The organism is Ectopseudomonas toyotomiensis (genome assembly GCF_017167985.1).
GTDB classification, from domain to species: Bacteria; Pseudomonadota; Gammaproteobacteria; order Pseudomonadales; family Pseudomonadaceae; genus Aquipseudomonas; species Aquipseudomonas toyotomiensis.
This window is the reverse complement of record NZ_CP070505.1, coordinates 3,914,181-3,935,005: the sequence shown is the minus strand read 5'-3', so window position 1 is coordinate 3,935,005 and position 20,825 is coordinate 3,914,181. Positions and strand designations below refer to the sequence as shown.

At 63.5% G+C, this 20,825-nt stretch carries 16 protein-coding genes; 9 read left to right on the top strand and 7 right to left on the bottom strand.

Annotated elements, in window-relative coordinates:
- Positions 1-16: 16 nt before the first annotated feature.
- The gene (gene hrpA / locus JWV26_RS18185; RefSeq protein WP_206417482.1) at positions 17-4,033 is read right to left on the bottom strand and encodes an ATP-dependent RNA helicase HrpA; all 4,017 of its coding nucleotides are present in this window, start codon (positions 4,031-4,033) and stop codon (positions 17-19) included.
- Between the two features lie 264 nt (positions 4,034-4,297).
- On the opposite strand from hrpA, the gene JWV26_RS18180 reads away from it, so the two are divergent.
- The gene (locus JWV26_RS18180; protein ID WP_079784210.1) at positions 4,298-4,747 is read left to right on the top strand and encodes a carboxymuconolactone decarboxylase family protein; all 450 of its coding nucleotides are present in this window, start codon (positions 4,298-4,300) and stop codon (positions 4,745-4,747) included.
- Positions 4,748-4,785: 38 nt separating this feature from the next.
- Here the strand turns inward: JWV26_RS18180 and JWV26_RS18175 are convergent, their stop codons facing one another.
- Entirely contained in the window at positions 4,786-5,952 is a 1,167-nt protein-coding gene (locus JWV26_RS18175; RefSeq protein WP_079784211.1) for an MFS transporter, read from the bottom strand.
- A gap of 95 nt (positions 5,953-6,047) precedes the next feature.
- On the opposite strand from JWV26_RS18175, the gene JWV26_RS18170 reads away from it, so the two are divergent.
- The gene (locus JWV26_RS18170) at positions 6,048-6,941 is read left to right on the top strand and encodes a LysR family transcriptional regulator (RefSeq protein WP_079784212.1); all 894 of its coding nucleotides are present in this window, start codon (positions 6,048-6,050) and stop codon (positions 6,939-6,941) included.
- A 141-nt stretch (positions 6,942-7,082) separates the two neighbouring features.
- On the opposite strand, the gene JWV26_RS18165 is transcribed toward JWV26_RS18170, so the two are convergent.
- Positions 7,083-7,379, bottom strand: a complete 297-nt coding sequence (locus tag JWV26_RS18165) for a hypothetical protein (RefSeq protein ID WP_079785316.1) — start codon at positions 7,377-7,379, stop codon at positions 7,083-7,085.
- 148 nt (positions 7,380-7,527) lie between these two features.
- Complete coding sequence (locus JWV26_RS18160) at positions 7,528-8,031, bottom strand: MarR family winged helix-turn-helix transcriptional regulator (protein ID WP_079784213.1); 504 nt, start codon at positions 8,029-8,031, stop codon at positions 7,528-7,530.
- Positions 8,032-8,116: 85 nt separating this feature from the next.
- Here JWV26_RS18160 and JWV26_RS18155 point away from each other — a divergent pair, with 85 nt between their 5' ends.
- Together JWV26_RS18155 and JWV26_RS18150 are read left to right on the top strand one after the other, a co-directional pair.
- Positions 8,117-9,019: a DMT family transporter gene (locus JWV26_RS18155; RefSeq protein WP_079784214.1), complete on the top strand. Its 903-nt coding sequence runs from the start codon at positions 8,117-8,119 to the stop codon at positions 9,017-9,019.
- A complete protein-coding gene (locus JWV26_RS18150) occupies positions 9,016-10,191 on the top strand; it encodes a cyanate transporter (RefSeq protein ID WP_079784215.1) in 1,176 nt (391 codons plus the stop codon). The genes JWV26_RS18155 and JWV26_RS18150 overlap by 4 nt, the downstream gene beginning before the upstream one ends.
- A 225-nt stretch (positions 10,192-10,416) precedes the next feature.
- Here JWV26_RS18150 and fadD1 read toward each other — a convergent pair whose 3' ends face one another.
- Together fadD1 and fadD2 are read right to left on the bottom strand one after the other, a co-directional pair.
- Entirely contained in the window at positions 10,417-12,105 is a 1,689-nt protein-coding gene (gene fadD1 / locus JWV26_RS18145) for a long-chain-fatty-acid--CoA ligase FadD1 (protein ID WP_072422577.1), read from the bottom strand.
- A 391-nt stretch (positions 12,106-12,496) separates the two neighbouring features.
- The gene (gene fadD2 / locus JWV26_RS18140) at positions 12,497-14,185 is read right to left on the bottom strand and encodes a long-chain-fatty-acid--CoA ligase FadD2 (RefSeq protein WP_072422578.1); all 1,689 of its coding nucleotides are present in this window, start codon (positions 14,183-14,185) and stop codon (positions 12,497-12,499) included.
- 232 nt (positions 14,186-14,417) lie between these two features.
- On the opposite strand from fadD2, the gene JWV26_RS18135 reads away from it, so the two are divergent.
- From JWV26_RS18135 to codA, 5 genes are all read left to right on the top strand, one after another.
- Positions 14,418-15,368, top strand: a complete 951-nt coding sequence (locus JWV26_RS18135; RefSeq protein WP_206417481.1) for an alpha/beta hydrolase — start codon at positions 14,418-14,420, stop codon at positions 15,366-15,368.
- Positions 15,365-15,835 carry a MaoC family dehydratase gene (locus JWV26_RS18130; protein ID WP_021488478.1) on the top strand — a complete coding sequence of 157 codons (471 nt, stop codon included), beginning with the start codon at positions 15,365-15,367 and terminating at the stop codon, positions 15,833-15,835. The genes JWV26_RS18135 and JWV26_RS18130 overlap by 4 nt, the downstream gene beginning before the upstream one ends.
- A 210-nt stretch (positions 15,836-16,045) precedes the next feature.
- On the top strand, positions 16,046-17,317 hold the full coding sequence (gene codB / locus JWV26_RS18125) for a cytosine permease (protein ID WP_206417480.1): 1,272 nt from the start codon (positions 16,046-16,048) through the stop codon (positions 17,315-17,317).
- Positions 17,314-18,537: a PucR family transcriptional regulator gene (locus tag JWV26_RS18120; protein ID WP_079784218.1), complete on the top strand. Its 1,224-nt coding sequence runs from the start codon at positions 17,314-17,316 to the stop codon at positions 18,535-18,537. Before codB ends, JWV26_RS18120 begins: the two co-directional genes overlap by 4 nt.
- A gap of 11 nt (positions 18,538-18,548) precedes the next feature.
- On the top strand, positions 18,549-19,784 hold the full coding sequence (gene codA, locus JWV26_RS18115) for a cytosine deaminase (RefSeq protein WP_079784219.1): 1,236 nt from the start codon (positions 18,549-18,551) through the stop codon (positions 19,782-19,784).
- Between the two features lie 188 nt (positions 19,785-19,972).
- Here the strand turns inward: codA and JWV26_RS18110 are convergent, their stop codons facing one another.
- Positions 19,973-20,824 carry an efflux RND transporter periplasmic adaptor subunit gene (locus JWV26_RS18110; RefSeq protein ID WP_079784220.1) on the bottom strand — a complete coding sequence of 284 codons (852 nt, stop codon included), beginning with the start codon at positions 20,822-20,824 and terminating at the stop codon, positions 19,973-19,975.
- Between the last annotated feature and the right edge of the window lies 1 nt (position 20,825).

Genomic DNA, 20,825 nt, shown 5'->3' with positions numbered 1-20,825 from the left:
GGGCGAGCGCCGATCATCAACCTTCAACCAGCGTCCACTGCTTGCTCAGGCGCTTGTCCGATACCGCCATCTTGGTGCCCAGTTGCTGGGCGAACAGCGACACGCGGTATTCCTCCAGCATCCAGCGATACAGGGTAAGCTGCGGGTCGCGCTTGCCTTCCTGGGCATGTTTGGCAGCACGCGCCTTGTACTGTTCCCAGTAGCCGGTGAGCTCGCCCGCCCATACTCGGTCGCGCTGTACCTGCGCGCCGACCTTGTCCAGGCGCTGTTCGATGGCCTTGAGATAGCGCGGAATCTCCTTGAGCCACTCGCCCGGCGTCTCGCGCACGAAGCCGGCATACACCAGGTTGGCCAGTTGCTGCTTGATGTCGTTGAGCGCCATGGCCTGGGCCAGGTCGATCTTGCCCTTGAAGCGCTTCTGCAAGCCGTGGTTGAGCTTGAGAATCTCCAGCACCAGGCGGGCGATGCGCTCAGCATGCGCCGTCCAGTCGCCACGCTTGCGCTCGGCCAGTTGCGCCAAGGCCGCACCGTCGCGCGGCAGCGTGGCCTCACCTTCGAGGATGCAGGCATCCAGGCTGGCCAGCAGAATGTCCTCGACCAGCGCCTCGACGCGACCAATATCGCGATACAGCAGGCCCAACTCGGTCAGCCCCGGCAGCTTGCCGCGCAGAAACTTGGCCTGCTCGGCCAGTTGCTGCAACAGCAAACGCTGCAATGCACGGCGATGCTGGAAGTCGGCCTCGGCCTGAGTCGGGAAGCGCCCTTCCTTGACCACCCCAGCCTCCTCCACCAAGGCCGGGTAGACCGTCATGGAAAGCCCGGCGATCTTCTGCTGCGCCTTCTCGGCCACTTCGGCAAAGGCCTTGGCCTCCACCGCTTTCGGCTTGTCGCTCTGCTGCGGGATGGCCAACGCAGCCTGGCTGGCTTCGGCGAAGCGCGCGGTCAGCTCGGCCAGGTCGCGGCCTTCGCCAAGAAACTTGCCCTGAGCATCGACCACCTCAATATTCATCTTCAGGTGGCTTTCGATGCTTTCAGCCGCTTCCGCCCAGGCCTCGTCGGATACCCGCGCGCCCGTCATGCGCAGCAGCTCATGACCGAGGGCCTGTGGCAACGAACCCTGGCCAAACACCAGCTTGTCCAGCGCGGCGCCGACGAAGTCCGGCACCGGCACGAAGTTCTTGCGTAGCGCCTTGGGCAGGCCGCGCACCAGGGCGATGCACTTGGCTTCCAGCAGGCCTGGCACCAGCCACTCCAGGCGCTCGGGTTGCAGCTGCGGCAACAGCGGCGCCGGCACGCGCAGGGTCACGCCGTCACGCGGGTGATTGGGCTCGAAGTGATAGCTCAGCGGCAACTGCAGCTCGCCGATGCGCAAGGTGTCCGGGTACTGCGCGGCGGTGATTTCCTTGGCATCGCGGGCCAGGGCGTCTTCCTCGCGCATGATCAGCAGTTGCGGGTCGGCAGCGCTGCCCTTCTTGTACCAGGCCTCGAAACTGGCGGCCTGGTAGATGTCCTGCGGGATGCGCGCGTCGTAGTAGCCGAACAGGGTTTCCTCGTCGGCGAGAATGTCGCGGCGACGCGACTTGGCCTCCAGCTCGTCGAGGCGTTCGAGCAACTGGCGGTTGGCGGTCAGGCAGCGCACGCGGCTGTTGATCTCGCCACGCACCAGGCCCTCGCGAATGAACATCTCGCGCGCCACCGGCGGGTCGATGGGGCCGTAATGCACCGGGCGGCGACCAACGATAATCATGCCGTACAGGGTGACCTGCTCGTACGCCACCACCTGGCCGCGCTTCTTCTCCCAGTGCGGTTCCAGATGGTTCTTCTTCACCAGATGCGCGGCCAGCGGCTCGATCCAGTCCGGCTCGATCTTCGCCACCATGCGGGCGAACAGCTTGGTGGTTTCCACCAGCTCGGCGGCCATGATCCAGTTGGGCTTCTTGCGCCCGATCACGCTGGAGGGGTGAATCCAGAAACGTCGCTGGCGCGCGCCGAGGTAGTCGCCCTCCTCGGTCTTCTGGCCGATCTGGCTGAGCAGGCCGGCGAGAATCGCCTTGTGCACGGCGGCGTAGTTCTTCGCCCGCACCGCTGCCTCACTGGCCTCGGCCTGCTGACGGGCGATGGCGTTGACGCGGGTGTCCTTGGTCGGCTGCGGCGCGTTAGCCGTTTGCTCGCCCTGCGCCTCCGAGCGGTTCTGCCCGCCCTTGCCCATCAACTGCAGATCACGGGCGATCAGTACCAGCTGCCGGTGCGCATCGCGCCATTCGCGCAGGCGCATGTAGTTGAGGAAGTTCTTCTTGCACCAGGTACGCAGCGGGTTGCTGCCCAGCTCCTGGCGCTTCTCCTCGAAGCCGCGCCACAGGTTGATCAGCGCGGCGAAGTCCGAGTCCACATCCTTCCACTGCGCATGAGCCTGATCAGCGGCCTGCTGGCGATCCATCGGTCGCTCGCGCGGATCTTGCACCGACAGCGCGGCAGCGACGATAAGGATTTCCTCCAGGCTGCCCTGCTTGGCGCCTTCCAGCACCATGCGCCCCAGGCGCGGGTCGATGGGCAGGCGTGCCAGTTGCCGGCCGATGGGCGTGAGCTGGCTTTCGCGGTTGACCGCCGACAGCTCCTGCAACAGGTTGAAGCCGTCGCTGATGGCTTTGCCGTCTGGCGGCTCGATAAAGGGAAAGTCCTCGATGCTGCCCAGGCGCAGGTGCAGCATCTGCAGGATCACCGCCGCCAGGTTGGTACGCAGAATCTCCGGGTCGGTAAATTCCGGGCGCCCGAGGAAATCCTCCTCGCTGTACAAACGAATGCAGATACCCGGCTCGACCCGCCCGCAACGGCCCTTGCGCTGGTTGGCGCTGGCCTGCGACACCGGCTCGATGGGCAGGCGCTGCACCTTGGCGCGGTAGCTGTAGCGGCTGATGCGCGCCGTGCCGCTGTCGATCACGTAGCGGATGCCCGGCACGGTCAGCGAGGTTTCGGCGACGTTGGTGGCCAGCACGATCTTGCGCCCGGCCATGGGCGCGAAAATCTTCTGCTGCTCGGCGGGCGTCAGCCGCGCATACAACGGCAGCACCTCGGTAAAACGCAGGTTGGCCTTGCGCAGCACCTCGGCCGCCTCGCGAATCTCGCGCTCACCGGGCAGGAACACCAGCACATCGCCTGGGCGCTTGCCCACGCTGCGCTCGTGCTCGGCGATCTCGTCCAGCGCGGCGAGAATGCCCTGGTCGATGGACAGGTCATCGAGCAGGCGCTCGCCCTCCTCATCCACCTCGGCGGCCAGCGGGCGATACCAGGTTTCCACCGGATAGGTGCGACCGGACACCTCGATGATCGGCGCGTCGTTGAAATGCTTGGAAAAGCGCTCCAGATCGATGGTCGCCGAAGTGATGATCAGCTTCAGATCCGGGCGACGCGGCAACAGGGTTTTCAGGTAACCGAGCAGGAAGTCGATATTGAGGCTGCGTTCGTGCGCCTCGTCGACGATGATCGTGTCGTACTTTTCCAGAAAGCGGTCGTGCTGGGTTTCGGCAAGCAGAATGCCGTCGGTCATCAGCTTGATCAGCGTGCCGTCCTTGCTCTGATCCTCGAAACGCACCTGATAACCGACCAGCTCACCCAGCGGCGTGCCGATCTCCTCGGCCACCCGCGTCGCCACACTACGCGCCGCCAGCCGACGCGGCTGGGTATGGCCAATCAGGCCATGCACACCCCGGCCGATCTCCAGGCAGATCTTCGGCAACTGGGTGGTCTTGCCCGAACCGGTCTCACCGGCAATCACCACCACCTGGCTCTTCTCCAGCGCGGCCTTGATCTCATCACGCTTGGCAGCAATCGGCAGCGCATCGTCGTAGCGCATCACCGGGATGCTGCTACGCCGCGCCGCCACCTTGTCGCTGGACGCCTGAAAACGCTCCAGCCACTGCGCCAGCTTGGCCTCATCGGGATGCTTCTGCAGCTCATGCAACTGCCGGCGCAAGCGATGGCGCTCGGCGATCATGACGTGGTCGAGTTTCTTCTGCAGCGTGGCGAGGTCAGTCATCTGGATCGAGGCAATCAGGGCAAAGGCGGGATTGTCGCAGATTACGCACCTGGACGCAGGGAGCAGGATGAGCACGGGTGGACCGGGACGCCGACGAGTAGGGTGGACTTAGGAGCGCAGCGAACAGTCCAACAGCTCCGGGATAGACCGCTCCGCAAAAGTGGACCATTCATTAAGCCTTTAATTGGATCAATACCTTGATCCTCTTAGTTGTCCTAATTGGGCAGACCTTACTGATTCCGCCATCCCCAAAGGTAATGCTCTATGACTCGTCTTCACTGGTTTGATGCTTCACCCGGTGCAGCTAAAGCACTGAGTGGTCTGCACCATTTCGTCACCACCGGAACGAACCTGCCGCCTCAACTCATACATCTCGTGTTCTTGCGGGCATCGCAAATCAATGGATGCGCGCACTGCGTCGATATCCATTCGCGAGATCTGATCAAGGGAGGTATGTCAGTAGAAAAGCTCGTTCTGGTGCCGGTCTGGCATGAGGCCGCGCATCTGTTTTCCGAGCAGGAACGTTCCGCCTTGGCCTGGACGGAAGAAGTGACGCTGGTCAGTGAAACGCATGCTTCTGACGAAGCTTATGCCGCAGCATCGTCCGCATTCACTCCGAAAGACCTCGTCGACCTTACGGCGGCTATCGCAGCCATGAACGCGTTCAACCGCATGGGCGTCAGCTTTCGCTTGAGCCCTGCTGCGAAGGCGTAAACCGGAAGGGGGATTTACCCCCTTCTCAGGTGTCTCTTTTAAACCGCTACCGCCGCTGCACCTCTGGAGCGCCAGGCAAACCCCAGCACCATCAGCAGCCCCAACCCTGCCATCGCCGCACCGGCCAGCGAGATCGCCGGGTAGCCCAACCCCGCCTTGATCACCGCACCGCCCAATGCTGCGCCAATCGCGTTACCCAGATTAAAGGCGCCGATATTCACCGCCGAGGCCAGGTTGGGCGCGGCCTTGGCGGCTTCCATCACGCGCATTTGCAGCGGCGGCACGATGGCGAAGCTGGCGATGCCCCAGATCAGGATGGCCACGGCTGCCGGCAGTGGCCAGCGCATCAGCACGGTGAAGGCCAGCAAGACCAGGATCAGTGCACTGAGCGAGACGATCAGGGTGCGGTCGACGGAGCGATCCGCCGCCTTGCCGCCCCACACGTTGCCCAGCGTCAGGCCGATGCCGTACAGCACCAGCATGGCGGTGATGAAGGCGGTGGACGCGTGGGTCTCGCTGCTGAGGATCGGCGCGATGTAGGTGAATACGGTGAACATCGCGCTGGAACCGATCACGGTCAGGGCCAAGGCTGCCAGCACCGGGCCACGACCCAGCACGCGGATCTCAGCCAGCACGCCGTCGCTTTTCGGTAGCGGCACGTTGGGCAAGGCGAACCACAGCGCGAGCATGGCCAACACGCCCAGGCCGGTGATGCCCCAGAACGCCGTGCGCCAACCGAGTACCTCACCGAACCAGGCTGCCAGCGGTACGCCGCCGATGGTCGCCAGGGTCAGGCCCATGAACATCGCTGCCACCGCTCCGGCGCGTTTGTCCGGTGCGACCACGCTGGCGGCGACGATGGAGCCGACGCCGAAGAAAGCGCCGTGGTTCAACGAGGTCACTACCCGCGCGATCAGCAGGCTGGTGTAGTCAGTCGCCAGGGCCGACATCAGGTTGCCCAGGGTGAAGATGGCCATCAGCCCGATCAGCAGGTAGCGCCGGGGAATCTTGCCGGTGGTCAGGGTCATCAATGGCGCGCCGAGCAGCACGCCCAGCGCGTAAGCGCTGACCAGCAGGCCGGCAGCGGGAATGGAAACGCCGAGATCGGTGGCGATGCCCGGCAACATACCCATGGGGGCGAACTCGGTAACGCCGATGCCGAAGGCACCGATTGCGAGTGCAACGAGTGGTGGATTGATACGCATGGAAAGGCTCCTCATCTATGCCGCGAATGCTAGGATCCAAACCTTCGCGGCGGTAGATGGCATTTCTGGCAAACACCTTTGCTTACGGAGCACAAATGGATTTCAACGGGCGTTCGGGTGACATGGTGGTGTTCGCTACCGTAGCGGAGGAAGGCAGCCTGTCGGCCGCTGCACGTGCACTGGGGCTGACACCTTCGGCGGTCAGCCGCATCATCGCGCGCACCGAGCAGCGCCTCGGCACGCGCCTGCTGCTGCGCACCACCCGCGCAATCACCTTTACCGCCGAGGGCGAGGCGTATCTGCGCGGTGCCCGGCGCATCCTCGCCGATATGGCGGAGGTCGAAGAAGCCATCGCCGACCAGGGCGTGCCGCGGGGCCGCTTGCGCGTGAGTGCCGCGCTCGGCCATGGCCGGATGACCATCGTGCCGCTGGTGGCGGCGTTCAGCGCGCGTTACCCGAACATCACCGTCGACCTCAGCCTGGGCGACGAGGTGGTCGACATCCTTGGTGGCCAGGCTGACGTGGCCGTGCGTTTCGGCCACCTGCCGGACAGCCCGCTGACCGCCCGCAAGGTGGGCGAAACCGGTCAGGTGGTGGTGGCCTCCCCCGACTACCTGCAACGCCACGGCACGCCGCAGCGACCGGAAGACCTGTTGGAGCACAACTGCCTGCGCTTCAACTTCCGCCGCGCCGAACCCAACTGGCCTTTTACCCGCGACGGCCAGGCGTTTTCACTGAAGGTTTGCGGCAATATCGAATGCAGCAGCGGCGAGGCACTGGCGCAGTTCGCCCGGGTCGGCGCCGGCATCGCTCGCATCGGCGAATTCAGCGTGGCTGAAGACCTGCAACGCGGCGATCTGGTGCCGCTGCTGCAAGCCTTCAACCCCGGAGATCGGGAACCGATTCATGCGGTGTTCGTCGGCGGCTCGGCGATGCCGGCGCGGGTACGGGTGTTTGTGGATTTTTTGCTGGAACATCACCGGATGTGAGCTGATCAAGAGGCAGGCGATAGGTAGTTGCCGGAAGAAAGACCGCTTGATAACGGCCACGCTGGAGCGCGGGAGTCATCGACAGCAAAATCCGTCGACCCAGCAATCCGGGTATCGCCACGCGCAACCCAGCCCACCTGCTTACTTCTCCTTGCAAGCATCCAACTCATCCTGCGTCTTCAGCTCAGTCTCGATACCTAGCCGGTATTTGCAGTATTCGATCACCACGCTTCGCTCTTCATCGCTGAGGCGCTCCAAGGGTTTGTCATCCTGATCCGACAGGAAGATGTTCTCGAACCGAACCTGCAATGTCGGGTATTTCTTGATGAAGAACACAGCACGATTGTCTTCGGCAAAGTAGGTCTCATAGAACCCCAAATTCAGCCATAGCGCGGTCAATGCCAGAGCCATCCCGAGCAGGATTGCACTCTTTTTCATAACGATATCGGCGGCCTCCCTGTGCCCGGATGATGGTTCCCACTCTGCGTGGGGACGCAGCTTTCGACGCTCCAGCGTCCACCACTGGAGGTGCACCTTCCTTAGTGACGGACTCGCTAACACGCAGGTGCGCGGGTGTCATCGACAATCACTCGGCGCCCTGTTGAACCAGCCCCGCCAACAACTTGCCATGCAATTCATGCAACGTCTGCTGCTCGGCGGCGGTCAATCCTGAGAGCACATGCTGCAGGTTGGCCACATGGGCTTCGAGAATGCCGTCGATCAATTCGAAGCCGGCCGGGGTCAGTGCCACCAGCACGCCACGGCGGTCACTGGGGTGTTTGCGCCGTTCGATCAACCCGGCCTTCTCCAGTCGGTCGATGCGGCTGGTCATGCCGCCCGAGGAAATCATCGCGCTCTCGTACAGCGCCGTGGGCATCAGTGCGTAAGGCTCACCCGAGCGGCGCAAGGTAGCAAGCAGGTCGAACTCCCCGGCCTGCAGGCCGTGCTCGGTGAAGAATGGCAACAGGTGATCACGCGTGATCACCTGGCTGAGCTCGCCCAGGCGGCCGATCACCGCCATGGAAAAACCATCCAGATCCGGCCGCTGTCGAAGCCACTGCTCGGCAGCCAATTGTGCACGGTCTTGCATATCGCCCTCAATTTATCTTGCCATCAAGATACTTTTCAAAAAGAATGTTTGCATCGTAACGCATTCACCCCCAGGAGGCAGCTGCATGCCCGGCTCCCATTTTCGTCCTGTTCTCGCCTTGTCCTTGTTGCTGGCCATAGGCGCCTTGATGGGGCTGACCAGCATCCTGGTGAAGCTGGCCGGCAACGTTGGCTGGCCGGCCATGGCCTACCTGCTCTGGAGCTTGCTGGGCGGCGGTTTACTTCTGTTGCTGTTTACCTGGATACGCGGCGAGCGCCCTGGCACCCGTCCAGAATTGCTGGGTTATTACCTGGCCTCGGGACTGCTCAGCATCGCTGTGCCGAACGGTTTGCTGTTCAGCTCGATTGGCCATGTCGGCGCCGGCTTCGCCTCGATGTGCCTGGCCTTCCCGCCCCTGATCACCTACCTGCTGGCCCTGACCTTGCGCATGGAAGGGTTGAGCCGCATTCGTCTGCTGGGCATCTGCATCGGCCTGGCCGGCAGTCTGTTGCTGGCCCTGGGCAAGCTCAACGCCGGCGACAGCCCCTTGCTATGGGTGCTGGCGGCACTCTGCGTGCCGGTGTTCCTGGCGCTCGGCAATATCTACCGCGCCCGCTACTGGCCGGCTGGCGCCAGCCCGCTGTCCCTGGCCCCCGGCATGCTGCTCGGCGGCGCACTGCTGCTGGTACCGCTGGGCCTGTTCGGCGTCGACCTCGCACCACGTCTGGAAAACACCGCGGCAGTGGGCCTGCTGGCCTTGCAAATGTTGCTGTTCGCGGCGGTCTATGCGCTGTTCTTCGTCTTGCAGAACCTGGCCGGCACGGTGTTTCTCAGCCAGATCGGCTCGGTGGCGGCAATCACCGGCGCCGCCATCGCCATCGGCCTGCTCGGCGAACAGGGCAGCTTGTCGATGCTGCTGGCGGCGCTGTGCATCGTCGGCGGCGTGCTGCTGGTGGCCTGGCGTGGCGCGAAGGAAGCACAAGCATGAAGCGCCAGACCTTGCTGCTCATCGCCATCGTCCTGCTCGGCCTGAATCTACGCCCGGTGCTGGCGGCCATCGGTCCGTTGCTCGACCGTATTCAGCTCGACACCGGTCTGGATCATGCCGGTGCCAGCCTGCTGACAAGCCTGCCAGTGGTGATCATGGGCATTGGCGCTCTGGCCGCCGGCCTGCTGCACAAACGTTTGGGTGAGAACAACGGAATTCTCTTCGGCGTACTGCTGATCGCCCTCGCCTGCCTGGTGCGCGGCTTACTGCCTGACTCCAGCACCCTGATCATCACCGCATTGCTGGCTGGCGCGGGAATCGCGTTCGTTCAGGCGCTTTTGCCAGGCCTGATCAAGTCGCGCTTCCCCACTGACAGCGGCCGCCTGATCGGCTTCTACAGCTGCGCGATCATGGGTGGCGCCGCATTCGGCGCGGCGCTGACGCCCTGGCTGGCGCAGTCGATAGGCTGGTCGTGGGCGCTGGCGAGCTGGACATTACCCGCTCTGCTCGCTGTCGCATTCTGGTACCGAGCCGCGCCTGCGCAGGCAGTCGCAACGTCGAGCGAGCTGCCGCGCCTGGATGTCTGGCGCTCACCAAGGGCCTGGCTGTTGATGAGTTTCTTCGGCATCGGCACCGCCGGCTACACGCTGGTGCTGGCCTGGTTGCCGCCTTACTACACCTCACTGGGTTGGAGCGCGCAGGCCAGCGGCCTGCTGCTGGCTGCCCTGACGCTCTGCGAAGTAGTCGCCGGCCTGCTGGCATCGAGCCTGCTGCCACGCTACCCGGATCGACGCGTGTTGCTGGCGGTGGTCTTGCTGGCGCTGCTGGCCGGGCTGCTCGGTCTGATGCTGGCACCGCTGCAACTGGTGGTGCCGATCTGCATGTTGCTGGGCGTGGGCATCGGCGCGCTGTTCCCGCTTTCGCTGGTGGTGGCCCAGGATCACCTGGATGACCCACGCCAGACTGGTGACCTGCTGGCCTTCGTGCAGGGCGGCGGCTACCTGATCGCCGCCACCGCGCCGCTGCTGGCTGGTCTGCTACGCCAGTACACCGACGACCTGCGCCTGAGCTGGATGGCGATGGCCGCTGCAACGCTCGTGTTGATGCTCTTGGCGTCCCGCTTCACCCCTGACAGTGGACAGTTCCGCACCCGCCCTCTTCGCGTCGCGTAGAGCGGCCTAACGAGCGAAGCGAGTAGCCCGCCCAGCCATGCCACGCCTGGCAGCACGACGTTCCAGCGAAAACTTGGCGGCGTACTGCTTCGCGACGACTGCATGAATGCAGGAGGTAGAGCGACGCAGGAAGCCAAAGCCGAGTACGCCCTACCGGCCCTACCATCCAGGTCGCCAGGCAATAAAAAACCCGCCGTAGCGGGTTTTCGTTTCAGCAGGCTCGAATCACTTCTTGCCCAGCTTCTTCAGCTCTTCGTCACGCAGTTCGCGGCGCAGGATCTTGCCAACGTTGGTGGTCGGCAGCACATCGCGGAATTCCACAGCCTTGGGCACCTTGTAGCCGGTGAGGTTGGCGCGCATGTGCTCCATCACCTGCTCCTTGGTCACGCTTTCGCCCGGCTTGACCACCACGAACACCTTGATCGCTTCACCAGATTTTTCGTCCGGAATACCGATGGCGGCGCACTGCAGCACGCCCGGCAGGGTTGCCAGCACGTCTTCCAGTTCGTTCGGGTAGACGTTGAAGCCGGACACCAGAATCATGTCCTTCTTGCGGTCGACGATGCGCAGGTAGCCGTCTTCCTGGATCAGACCGATGTCGCCGGTCTTCAGCCAGCCTTCGGCGTCGAGGATTTCGTCGGTGGCTTCCTGACGCTGCCAATAGCCCTTCATCACCTGCGGGCCTTTAACGCACAGCTCGCCGATCTCGCCGATCGCCAGTTCCTGGCCGTCGTCGTTGACGATCTTGCACAGGGTCGATGGCAGCGGAATGCCTATGGTGCCGAGCTGGATGGCGCTGAACGGGTTGACCGTAGCCACCGGGCTGGTCTCGGTCATGCCGAAGCCTTCGCAGATGGCGCAGCCAGTGACTTCCTTCCAGCGCTCGGCGGTAGCCAGTTGCAGGGCCATACCACCGGAGACGGTGAGCTTCAGGCTGGAGAAGTCCAGCTTGCGGAAGTCCTCGTTGTTGCACAGGGCAACGAACAAGGTATTGAGGCCGACGAAACCGGTGAAGCGGTACTTGGCCAGGTCCTTGACCACCGCCGGCAGGTCACGCGGGTTGGTCAGCAGAATGTTATGGCCACCGATCAGCATCATCGCCATGCAGTGAAAGGTGAAGGCATAGATGTGATAGAGCGGCAGCGGCGCGATCAGCACCTCGCAACCTTCGTTGAGGTTGGCGCCCATCAGTGCCTTGACCTGCAGCATGTTGGCCACCAGATTGCGATGGGTGAGCATCGCGCCCTTGGCCACGCCGGTGGTGCCGCCGGTGTACTGCAGCACGGCGATGTCATCGTTGCTCGGAGTGGCCTCGGCAAAACTCTGACCACGGCCCTTGGCCAGGGCGTCGTTGAGTTTGACAGCCTTGGGCAGGTTGTAGGCCGGCACCATCTTCTTCACGTGCTTGATCACGGCATTGACCAGCAGGCGCTTGAAGGTCGGCAGCATGTCGCCAACTTCGGTGACGATCACGGTCTTGACGCCGGTCTTGGGCACGACCTGTTCGGCCAGGTGGGCCATGTTGGCCAGGCAGATCAGCGCCTTGGCGCCAGAGTCGTTGAACTGGTGCTCCATTTCCCGCGCGGTGTACAGCGGGTTGGTGTTGACCACCACCAGGCCGGCACGCATGGCACCGAACACCACGATGGGGTACTGCAGGACGTTGGGCAGTTGCACGGCGATGCGGTCGCCGGGCTTGAGATCGGTGTGCTTTTGCAGGTAGGCAGCGAAGTCACCGGAGAGCTTGTAGATCTCGCCGTAGGTGAGCGTCTTGCCCAGGTTGCTGAAAGCAGGCTTGTCGGCGAAGCGTTGGCAGGACTCTTTCAATACCGCGAGGATGTTCGGATACTGATCGGGATTGATTTCGGCAGCAACCCCAACGGGATACTTGTCCTTCCAGAAGTTTTCGGTCATGGAAGCCCACTCCTAAGCAACAGCTGATCTTCACCGCGCGACGGCGGTTGTTTGTTGTGTGTATAGCTCGCTTTCCCGCTGGCCCAGGGCCCGGAAGCGCGCCGAGAGTAGCAGCTTTGCCAGAGGCCGACCAGCACCAAACATGGCCTTGAGAGTCGCAAAAGTGACCGAAAAAGACCACGCAGTCACAGGCCGTCCTTGTCTTAGTTACCCCGCGAAAAGCCTCTAGCTCGCATATTGCAGCGCGTAGAGCCTAGCTCGTCTCTGCCGGTGATGCAGCCCTGGGCTGCATGAAACACGCGAAGGTAGTTACTAAATCACAACAATTGGACTGCCCGAGGGCAGTTGAGGCGGGAAAGCCCCTCCCCCAACGGTGGGGAGGGGCTTTGGGTCAGGCGATGTCGCGCAGCTCTCGACGCAGGATCTTGCCGACCGGGGTCATCGGCAGCGAGTCCTTGAACACGATGTGCTTGGGCACCTTGTAGCCGGTGAAGTTTTCCTTGCAGTAGGCCTTGAGCTCCTCGACGGTAACGCCGCCATCACGCGGCACCACGAACAGCTTGACCACCTCGCCGGACTTCTCGTCCGGCACGCCGATGGCCGCGCAGCTGGCGACTTTCGGGTGGGCCATGACCACGTCCTCGATCTCATTGGGGTACACGTTGAAGCCGGAGACGATGATCATGTCCTTCTTGCGGTCGACGATACGCACGAAGCCGTCGGCGTCGATCACGGCAATGTCGCCAGTCTTGAACCAGCCCTCGGCGTCGAGCACTTCGGCGGTCGCTTCCTCGCGCTGCCAGTAGCCCTTCATCACCTGCGGCCCCTTGATGCACAGCTCGCCGCGCTCGCCCAGCGGCATCTCGTTGCCGTCGTCGTCGATCACCTTGAACGCCGTGCCCGGCACCGGAATGCCGACAGTACCCAGACGCGCCTTGTCACCATAGGGGTTGGTACTGGCCACCGGCGAGGTTTCGGTCAGGCCGTAGCCTTCCACCACGGTGCAGCCGGTCATCTGCTGCCAACGCTCGGCGGTGGCCTTGACCAGCGCGGTACCACCGGAGTTGGTGACCTTGAGGTTGGAGAAGTCGAGGTTCTTGAACTCGGGGTGATCCATCAGCGCGACGAACAGGGTGTTCAGACCCAGCAACGCAGAAAATTTCCACTTGCCCAGCTCCTTGACGAAGCCGGGGATGTCGCGCGGATTGGTGATCAACACGTTCTGGTTGCCGTTGACCATCATGCACATGCAGTTCGCGGTGAAGGCATAGATGTGGTACAGCGGCAGCGGCGCGATCATGATCTCCTGCCCCTGTTTCATCAGCGGCGTGCCGTCGTCACCGAGCTGCGCCAGGCAGGCGTCGACCTGCAACATGTTGGCCACCAGGTTGCCGTGGGTGAGCATGGCGCCCTTGGCCACACCGGTGGTGCCACCGGTGTATTGCAGCACGGCGATGTCGTCGTGACTGGCCTTGACCGGCGTCAGCGTCTGGCCGTGGCCCTGCTTGAGCACCTGCTTGAAGGCAATGGCCTGGGGCAGATGGTAGTCGGGCACCATCTTCTTGACCTTCTTCACCACGGTGTTGACCAGCCAGCCCTTGAGGCTCGGCAACATGTCGCCCATCCTGGCTTCGATCAGGTACTCGATCTCGGTATCCGGCAGCACTTCCTGCACCAACTTGCCGAACATGTTCAGGTACACCAACGCACGCACGCCGGCATCCTTGAACTGGTGGCGCATCTCGCGCGCGGTGTACAGCGGGTTGGTGTTGACCACGATCAGCCCGGCACGCATGGCGCCGAACACGGCAATGGGATACTGCAGCACGTTGGGCATCTGCACCGCGATACGATCGCCCGGTTTCAGGTCGGTGTGCTTCTGCAGGTAGGCGGCGAAGGTCGCGGAGAGGCGATCCAGCTCGGCATAGGTCAGCGTCACGCCGAGATTGCTGAAGGCCGGACGGTCGGCGAAACGCTTGCATGAGCGCTCGAATACTTCGATCACCGACTTGTAGCTGGACAGGTCGATATCGTTAGGCACGCCGGGAGCGCGCTTGTCGTCCCAGAAATCAGGTTGCATTGTTCTTGTCCTCTTCCCCTGAAGTGATCTGGCCCGCAGTGCGGGACTGCCCGGAAAGTAGCAGTTCAGAGCGGCGCCGCAAATAGCTCGAAGGCGTCATTGATGGGCTGAATTTCGCAATAAATGTAGTGATTCGTAACCGATCTTTGCGGCTGGGTAGAAATTCGACTGTGCTTTGCGTGATGACGGCCAAGGTGCACAATGCCGCCAACTCCCGGCACAAGGATTCGCCATGCGCCACGACGCCTTCGTTATCAACGCCAGCGATGGCACACCATTGCAGGTCAATCACTGGTACGGCGACGAGCCGCCACGCGCGGCGATCATGCTGGCCCATGGCATGGCCGAGCACAGCCTGCGCTACGCACGCCTGGCTGAAGCCCTGGTCGCGGCAGGCTTAGCGCTCTATGCGCTGGACCAGCGCGGCCATGGCGCTACCGCCGAACGTGGCACCCTTGGCCACTTTGCTGATGAAGACGGCTGGAGCAAGGTGGTCGGCGACCTGTCCACCCTCAACCACCACATTCGCCAGCAGCACCCGCATACGCCAATCTTCCTGTTCGGCCACAGCATGGGCAGCTACATCGGCCTGGCCTATCTGCTGGGCCATAGCTGCAGCCTGCAGGGCGCCGTGCTCTGTGGCTCCAATTACCAGCCCGTGGCGCTGTACAAGGCCGCCAGACTGATCGCCGGCTTCGAGCGCTGGCGTCTGGGCCCCAAAGGACGCAGCAAGGTCATCGATTTTCTCTCCTTCGGCTCGTTCAACAAGGCTTTCAAGCCCAACCTCACGGCCTTCGACTGGCTCAGCCGCGACCCGGCGGAAGTGGACAAATACGTGACCGACCCGCTGTGCGGTTTCGTCTGCACCACGCAGCTGTGGTGCGACCTGCTCGATGGCCTGCAGCACATCACCCCGCCCAGCAACCTGGCGCAGATCGATGCCGACTTGCCGCTGCTGGTGATCGGCGGCTCGCGCGATCCGGTCAGCGACGGCAAGCGCCTGAGTGATCTGGCTGGCGCCCTGCGCGAGGCCGGTGTGCGCGACGTGCAACTGAAGATTTATCCCGAGGCCCGTCATGAGCTGCTCAACGAGAGCAATCGCGACGAGGTCACCGCCCACCTGATCGACTGGCTGCAGCAGGCGCTGAGCCATGGTCGAAACCCAATCAAGGAGTGTCCATGACTCAGGTCACCAATATCCCTTACGAAGCCCTCAGCGTCGGCCAGCAAGCGGCCTTCGAGAAGACTGTGGAAGAGCGCGATGTACAGCTGTTCGCCGCCGTCTCCGGCGACAACAACCCGGTACACCTGGACGCTGCCTTCGCTGCCGAAACGATGTTCAAGGAACGCATCGCCCACGGCATGTTCACCGGTGCGCTGATCAGCGCCGCCATTGCCTGCCGCCTACCTGGCCCGGGCACCATCTACCTTGGCCAACAGCTGAAGTTCACCCGCCCGGTAAAACTCGGCGATACCCTGACCGTGAAGCTGGAAGTGCTGGAAAAACTGCCGAAGAACCGCGTGCGCATCGCCACCCGCGTGTACAACCAGGACGGCAAGCAAGTGGTCGACGGCGAAGCCGAAGTGCTCGCCCCGGCCAGCGAGCAGACCGTAACGATGCCACCGATGCCGCAAGTTACCGTCAACTGAATCGCCACACACTGGTGCGCGACCGCTGCGTCGCGCACCACTTTTGTTCTACACTCACAAACCTTGAGCGACCTGGCGCCGTATAAGCGCATTTCTTTGTGCATTTCGCACAAAACCCTTTGACTACCTTACCAAGCAGCCCGCTGCGCTGCTTTCTGGCACGTCCCCTGCTATCGCCAAGGCTTCACACCCTTAACCGGAGCCAGGTCCATGAGCAACGCCACCCCAGATAGCGATTACCCCCTGAGCGAGGTGCCCAACGGCGCACGTAAGGGGCTGTTCTCCACCTCCATCCTGCTGTTCGGTTTCACCTTCTTCACCGCCACCATGTTCGCAGGCGGCAAGATCGGCATGGCCTTCGATTTCACCACCCTGCTCTGGGCTGCGGTGATCGGTAACCTGCTGCTCGGTCTGTATGCCGCCGTGCTGGGCCTGATCGCCTGTCGCAGCGGGCTGAACTCGGTACTGATGGGCCGTTTCTGCTTCGGCGAAGTGGGCAGCAAGCTGTCCGACATGCTTCTCGGCTTTACCCAGATCGGCTGGTACGCCTGGGGTACGGCGACCATCGCCATCGTCCTGGTGAAGATTCTCGACCTGCCCGAAGGCCTGACCATCCCGCTGATGGTGCTGTTCGGCTTCGGTTTCTGCCTCACCGCCTTCGTCGGCTACAAGGGTCTGGATCTGTTGTCCCGGATCGCCGTGCCGGCCATGCTGGTGCTGCTGGTGGCTTCGCTGTGGATCGCCACCCGTGATATCGGCGGCCTCGCCGGCCTGCTCGCGGTGGAACCGTCCGAGAGCATGAGCCTGAGCGTGGCCATTACCCTGGTGTTCGGCACCTTCGTCAGCGGCGCCACCCAGGCCACCAACTGGACGCGTTTCGCGAAGAGTGGCCGCGTCGCGGTGCTGGCCAGCCTGTTCGGCTTCTTCATCGGTAATGGCCTGATGATCGTCGCCGGTGCCTATGGCGCCATCGTCTATCAGCAACCGGACGTGGTCGAAGTGCTGGTGCTGCAGGGCCTGTCCATGGCCGCTGTGGTCATGCTGTTTCTCAACCTGTGGACCACCCAGGACAACACCATCTACAACTTCGCCGCCGCCGGCTGCAACCTGCTGCGCACCGGCAAGCGCAAGACCGTGACCCTGGTCGGCGCCGGCATCGGCACGCTGCTGGCCATCGGCGGCATGTACGAAATGCTGATTCCCTTCCTGATCCTGCTCGGCTCGATCATCCCGCCGATTGGCGGTGTGATCATGGCCGACTTCTTCTATGGCCACCGCGCGCGCTATCCGAAACTGGCCGATGTGCGCTTGCCCGCATTCAATTGGGTCGGCCTGGGCGCCTATCTGATCGGTGCGGTGAGCGCCTACTTCTCGCCCTGGGTCGCGCCGCTGGTGGGCATCGCCGTGGCTGCCCTGGCCTACGTGGTGCTGTTCGAGCTGAACAAGGCCCTGGCCAGCCGCCAGCAGGTCGCTGGCGCGTGAGCCTGACCGTCGCCGACGTGCTCGCCCTGCCCGGCCTGGCCAGCATGCATCTGCGTGCTGGCCAGGCCGGGCGCGACAATGCCGTGCGCTGGCCCTACGTGGCCGAGAACGAAGGCATCGCCGACTGGGTGATGGGCGGCGAGCTGATCTTCGTCACCGGCATCAACCACCCGCGCGACGAAGCCAACCTGCTGCGCCTGGTGCGCGAGGGCCATGAGCGCGTGGTCGCTGGCCTGGTCATCCTTACCGGCGCCGAGTTCATCCAGGCCATCCCGCCCAGCGTCATCGCCGAAGCCGAGCGCCTGAACCTGCCGCTGATCGAGCAGCCCTACGCGCTGAAGATGGTGGTCGTCACCCAGGCCATCGGCACCGCCCTGGTTCACGCACAGCAGCTCGGCCGCTCGCGCCAGCACGTGCTGGAGCAGGTACTTGACGGCGATTACCAATCGCTCGACGTATTGCTGCAACGCGGCGACAGCCTGGGCCTGGCACTGCATGTGCCGCGTCAGGTGGCGCTGCTGCGCCTCGACGGCAGCGAGCAACTGTTCGGTGATCTGCCCGACGAAGACGCCGAGCGCCAGTTGCAGAGCCGTCAGCAACTGCTGCAACGGCGCCTGGAACAGAGCCTCGGCGAACTCGGTGACGCGCTGCCACTGGTCAGCCAGGGCCGTCACTGGATCGCCCTGCTGCCCTGCCCCGATGCCCATGCCGAAGCCCGTAACCGCCAGGCCATGACCATGCTGCTCGACGAACTGCGCCCGCAGCTCGGCCCGCTCCGTCTGTTCCTCGGCCTGGGTAGCGCCGGTTGCGATGCACCGCGTTTCGCCCAGGGCCTGGGTGAGGCGCGCCAGGCCCTGGCCGTGGCGCAGCGTTTTCCCGAGCGCCTGGGCCTGTGCAGTTTCAATGAATTAGGCGTGCTGGAGCTGCTCGGCGCGATTCGCGACCGCAGCCTGCTCGATCGCTTCGTCGAGCGCGTGGTCGGCCCGCTGATCGGCGACGACTCGCGCCACCAACCTGTGCTGATGCCGACGCTGGAGGCCTGGTTCGCCGAGAACGGCAACCTGGCCCTGGCCGCGCAACGCCTGAACGTTCACCGCAATACCCTGAGCTACCGCCTACAGCGCATCGAAGCGCTGACCGGCTGCTCGTTCGAAGACCCGCACGACCGCCTGAACATCAGCGTCGCGCTGTTGATCCGGCGCCTGTCGTCGCCTGCCTGAGAGGAACTTTCATGATCATCCACAATGCCCGCCTGCGTGGCCGCGACGGCCTGCACCGCATCACCCTGGACGATGAGCACATCGCCATCATCGAGGCCCAGCATGCCCTGCATCCCATTGCAGAAGGCGACCTGGACGCTGCCGGCAATCTCGTCGTGCCGCCCTTCGTCGAGCCGCATATCCACCTCGACGCCACCCTTACTGCCGGCGAGCCGGCCTGGAACATGAGCGGCACGCTGTTCGAGGGCATCGAGCGCTGGGCTGAGCGCAAGGCGCTGGTCACCCATGAAGACACCAAGACGCGCGCCAAGAAGACCATCGACATGCTGGTCGACCACGGTATCCAGCACGTGCGCACCCACGTCGACGTCACCGACCCGACCCTGGCCGCGCTCAAGGCCATGCTCGAAGTGCGCGAAGAAACCCGCCACCTGATCGACCTGCAGATCGTCGCCTTCCCGCAGGAGGGCATCGAGTCCTATGCGAACGGTCGCGCGCTGATGGAGCAGGCCATTGAGCTGGGCGCCGATGTGGTCGGCGGCATCCCGCACTTCGAGAACACCCGTGACCAGGGCGTATCGTCGATCAAGTTCCTCATGGACCTGGCCGAGCGCAGCGGCTGCCTGGTGGACGTGCACTGCGACGAGACCGACGACCCGCAGTCGCGTTTTCTCGAAGTGCTGGCCGAGGAAGCCCGCGTGCGTGGCATGGGCGCGCGCGTCACCGCCAGCCACACCACCGCCATGGGCTCTTACGACAACGCCTACTGCTCCAAGCTGTTCCGCCTGCTGAAGATGAGCGGCATCAGTTTCATCTCCTGCCCCACCGAGAGCATCCACCTGCAGGGCCGCTTCGACACCTACCCGAAACGCCGAGGCCTGACCCGCGTGGCGGAGATCGACCGTGCCGGGATGAACGTCTGCTTCGGCCAGGACTCCATCGTCGACCCCTGGTATCCGCTGGGTAACGGCAACATCCTGCGCATCCTCGAAGCCGGCCTGCATATCTGCCACATGCTCGGCTACGAGGACCTCAAGCGCAGCCTGGACCTGATTACCGACAACTCGGCCCGCGCCCTGGCGCTCGGCGAGCGTTATGGATTGGAAGTGGGCCGCCCGGCCAACCTGCTGATCCTCTCGGCACCGGACGATTACGAGATGGTGCGCAGCCAGGGCCACGCGCTGGTATCCATCCGCCACGGCAAGGTGCTGATGCGCCGTACGCCGGCCAGCATCGAGCGCGCCTGATCACGCTCATTGGATCCTAGGGTGGATGACGCTTCTTTCATCCACCATTGCGTCAGTGCAAGCGGTGGACAAGCTTCGCGTAGTCCACCCTATGAACTCATGCGAACAGCGACCGTGGGAGCGGCTTCAGCCGCGATTACCCTTGAAGAGCTCGCGGCTGAAGCCGCTCCTACAGCTGCGAAAACGCGCTATTCCACCCTTACGCTGGCAGTCATACCGGCGCTTAGCACCATGCCATCCGGCACTTCATCGAGCCTGATGCGCACCGGAATGCGCTGCGCCAGGCGCACCCAGTTGAAGGTCGGCTCGACATCGGCCAGCAGTTGCCCGTCCGGGCTGGCGTTGCGGTCGGTGATGCCGCGACTGATACTGTCCACCTCACCACGAAGCTGCTGATCACCGCCCATCAACCAGACCTCCACCGACGCGCCGACCTGAATGCGAGGCAGCTTGGTCTCCTCGAAATACGCCTGTACGTAGAACGACTGGGTATCGACCAGCGCCATCACCGCCTGCCCGGCATTCACATAGTTGCCCTGCGCCAGCACCAGGTTGGTGATCTGTCCATCGCGCGGGGCATGCACTTCGCTGCGCGCCAGATTCAGCTCGGCCACACGCAGATCAGCCTGCGCTTCGCGGTACTCGCTGCGCGCCATCTCGGCATTGATCTGCGCGTTTTCCAGCAATTCGGCGCTGATCGCCTGGGCGCCCAGACGGGAACGGCGCGAGGCCTCGTGCTCGCGCAGGCTCAACTGCTGGCGGCGAATGTCCACCACCGCCCTGGCCTTCTCTACCGCCGCCTGATAGCGGTCGCGGTCGATGCTCATCAGCAGGTCGCCTGCCTTGACCTGCTGGTTGTCATGCACCTTGAGTTCGACCACCCAGCCGGACACGTCCGGGGCGATGGTCACCACGTCGGCGCGCACGCGGGCGTCGCGCGTCCAGGGCGAATACATGTAGTGCTGCCAGATCCAGGAGCCGGCGAAGATCGCCGCCACCACCATGGCCAGGGTTATGCCGACTCGAATGGTCGAACGCATG

What these genes read in the sequence shown, in the direction of transcription:
- codA (WP_079784219.1), top strand. Translation starts at nt 18,549, where the DNA reads ATGATCATCCACAATGCCCGCCTGCGTGGCCGCGACGGCCTGCACCGC.
- fadD2 (WP_072422578.1), bottom strand. Translation starts at nt 14,185, where the DNA reads ATGCAACCTGATTTCTGGGACGACAAGCGCGCTCCCGGCGTGCCTAAC.
- JWV26_RS18150 (WP_079784215.1), top strand. Translation starts at nt 9,016, where the DNA reads ATGAAGCGCCAGACCTTGCTGCTCATCGCCATCGTCCTGCTCGGCCTG.
- JWV26_RS18135 (WP_206417481.1), top strand. Translation starts at nt 14,418, where the DNA reads ATGCGCCACGACGCCTTCGTTATCAACGCCAGCGATGGCACACCATTG.
- JWV26_RS18165 (WP_079785316.1), bottom strand. Translation starts at nt 7,379, where the DNA reads ATGAAAAAGAGTGCAATCCTGCTCGGGATGGCTCTGGCATTGACCGCG.
- JWV26_RS18110 (WP_079784220.1), bottom strand. Translation starts at nt 20,824, where the DNA reads ATGCGTTCGACCATTCGAGTCGGCATAACCCTGGCCATGGTGGTGGCG.
- codB (WP_206417480.1), top strand. Translation starts at nt 16,046, where the DNA reads ATGAGCAACGCCACCCCAGATAGCGATTACCCCCTGAGCGAGGTGCCC.
- JWV26_RS18160 (WP_079784213.1), bottom strand. Translation starts at nt 8,031, where the DNA reads ATGCAAGACCGTGCACAATTGGCTGCCGAGCAGTGGCTTCGACAGCGG.
- JWV26_RS18155 (WP_079784214.1), top strand. Translation starts at nt 8,117, where the DNA reads ATGCCCGGCTCCCATTTTCGTCCTGTTCTCGCCTTGTCCTTGTTGCTG.
- JWV26_RS18175 (WP_079784211.1), bottom strand. Translation starts at nt 5,952, where the DNA reads ATGCGTATCAATCCACCACTCGTTGCACTCGCAATCGGTGCCTTCGGC.
- hrpA (WP_206417482.1), bottom strand. Translation starts at nt 4,033, where the DNA reads ATGACTGACCTCGCCACGCTGCAGAAGAAACTCGACCACGTCATGATC.
- fadD1 (WP_072422577.1), bottom strand. Translation starts at nt 12,105, where the DNA reads ATGACCGAAAACTTCTGGAAGGACAAGTATCCCGTTGGGGTTGCTGCC.
- JWV26_RS18170 (WP_079784212.1), top strand. Translation starts at nt 6,048, where the DNA reads ATGGATTTCAACGGGCGTTCGGGTGACATGGTGGTGTTCGCTACCGTA.
- JWV26_RS18130 (WP_021488478.1), top strand. Translation starts at nt 15,365, where the DNA reads ATGACTCAGGTCACCAATATCCCTTACGAAGCCCTCAGCGTCGGCCAG.
- JWV26_RS18180 (WP_079784210.1), top strand. Translation starts at nt 4,298, where the DNA reads ATGACTCGTCTTCACTGGTTTGATGCTTCACCCGGTGCAGCTAAAGCA.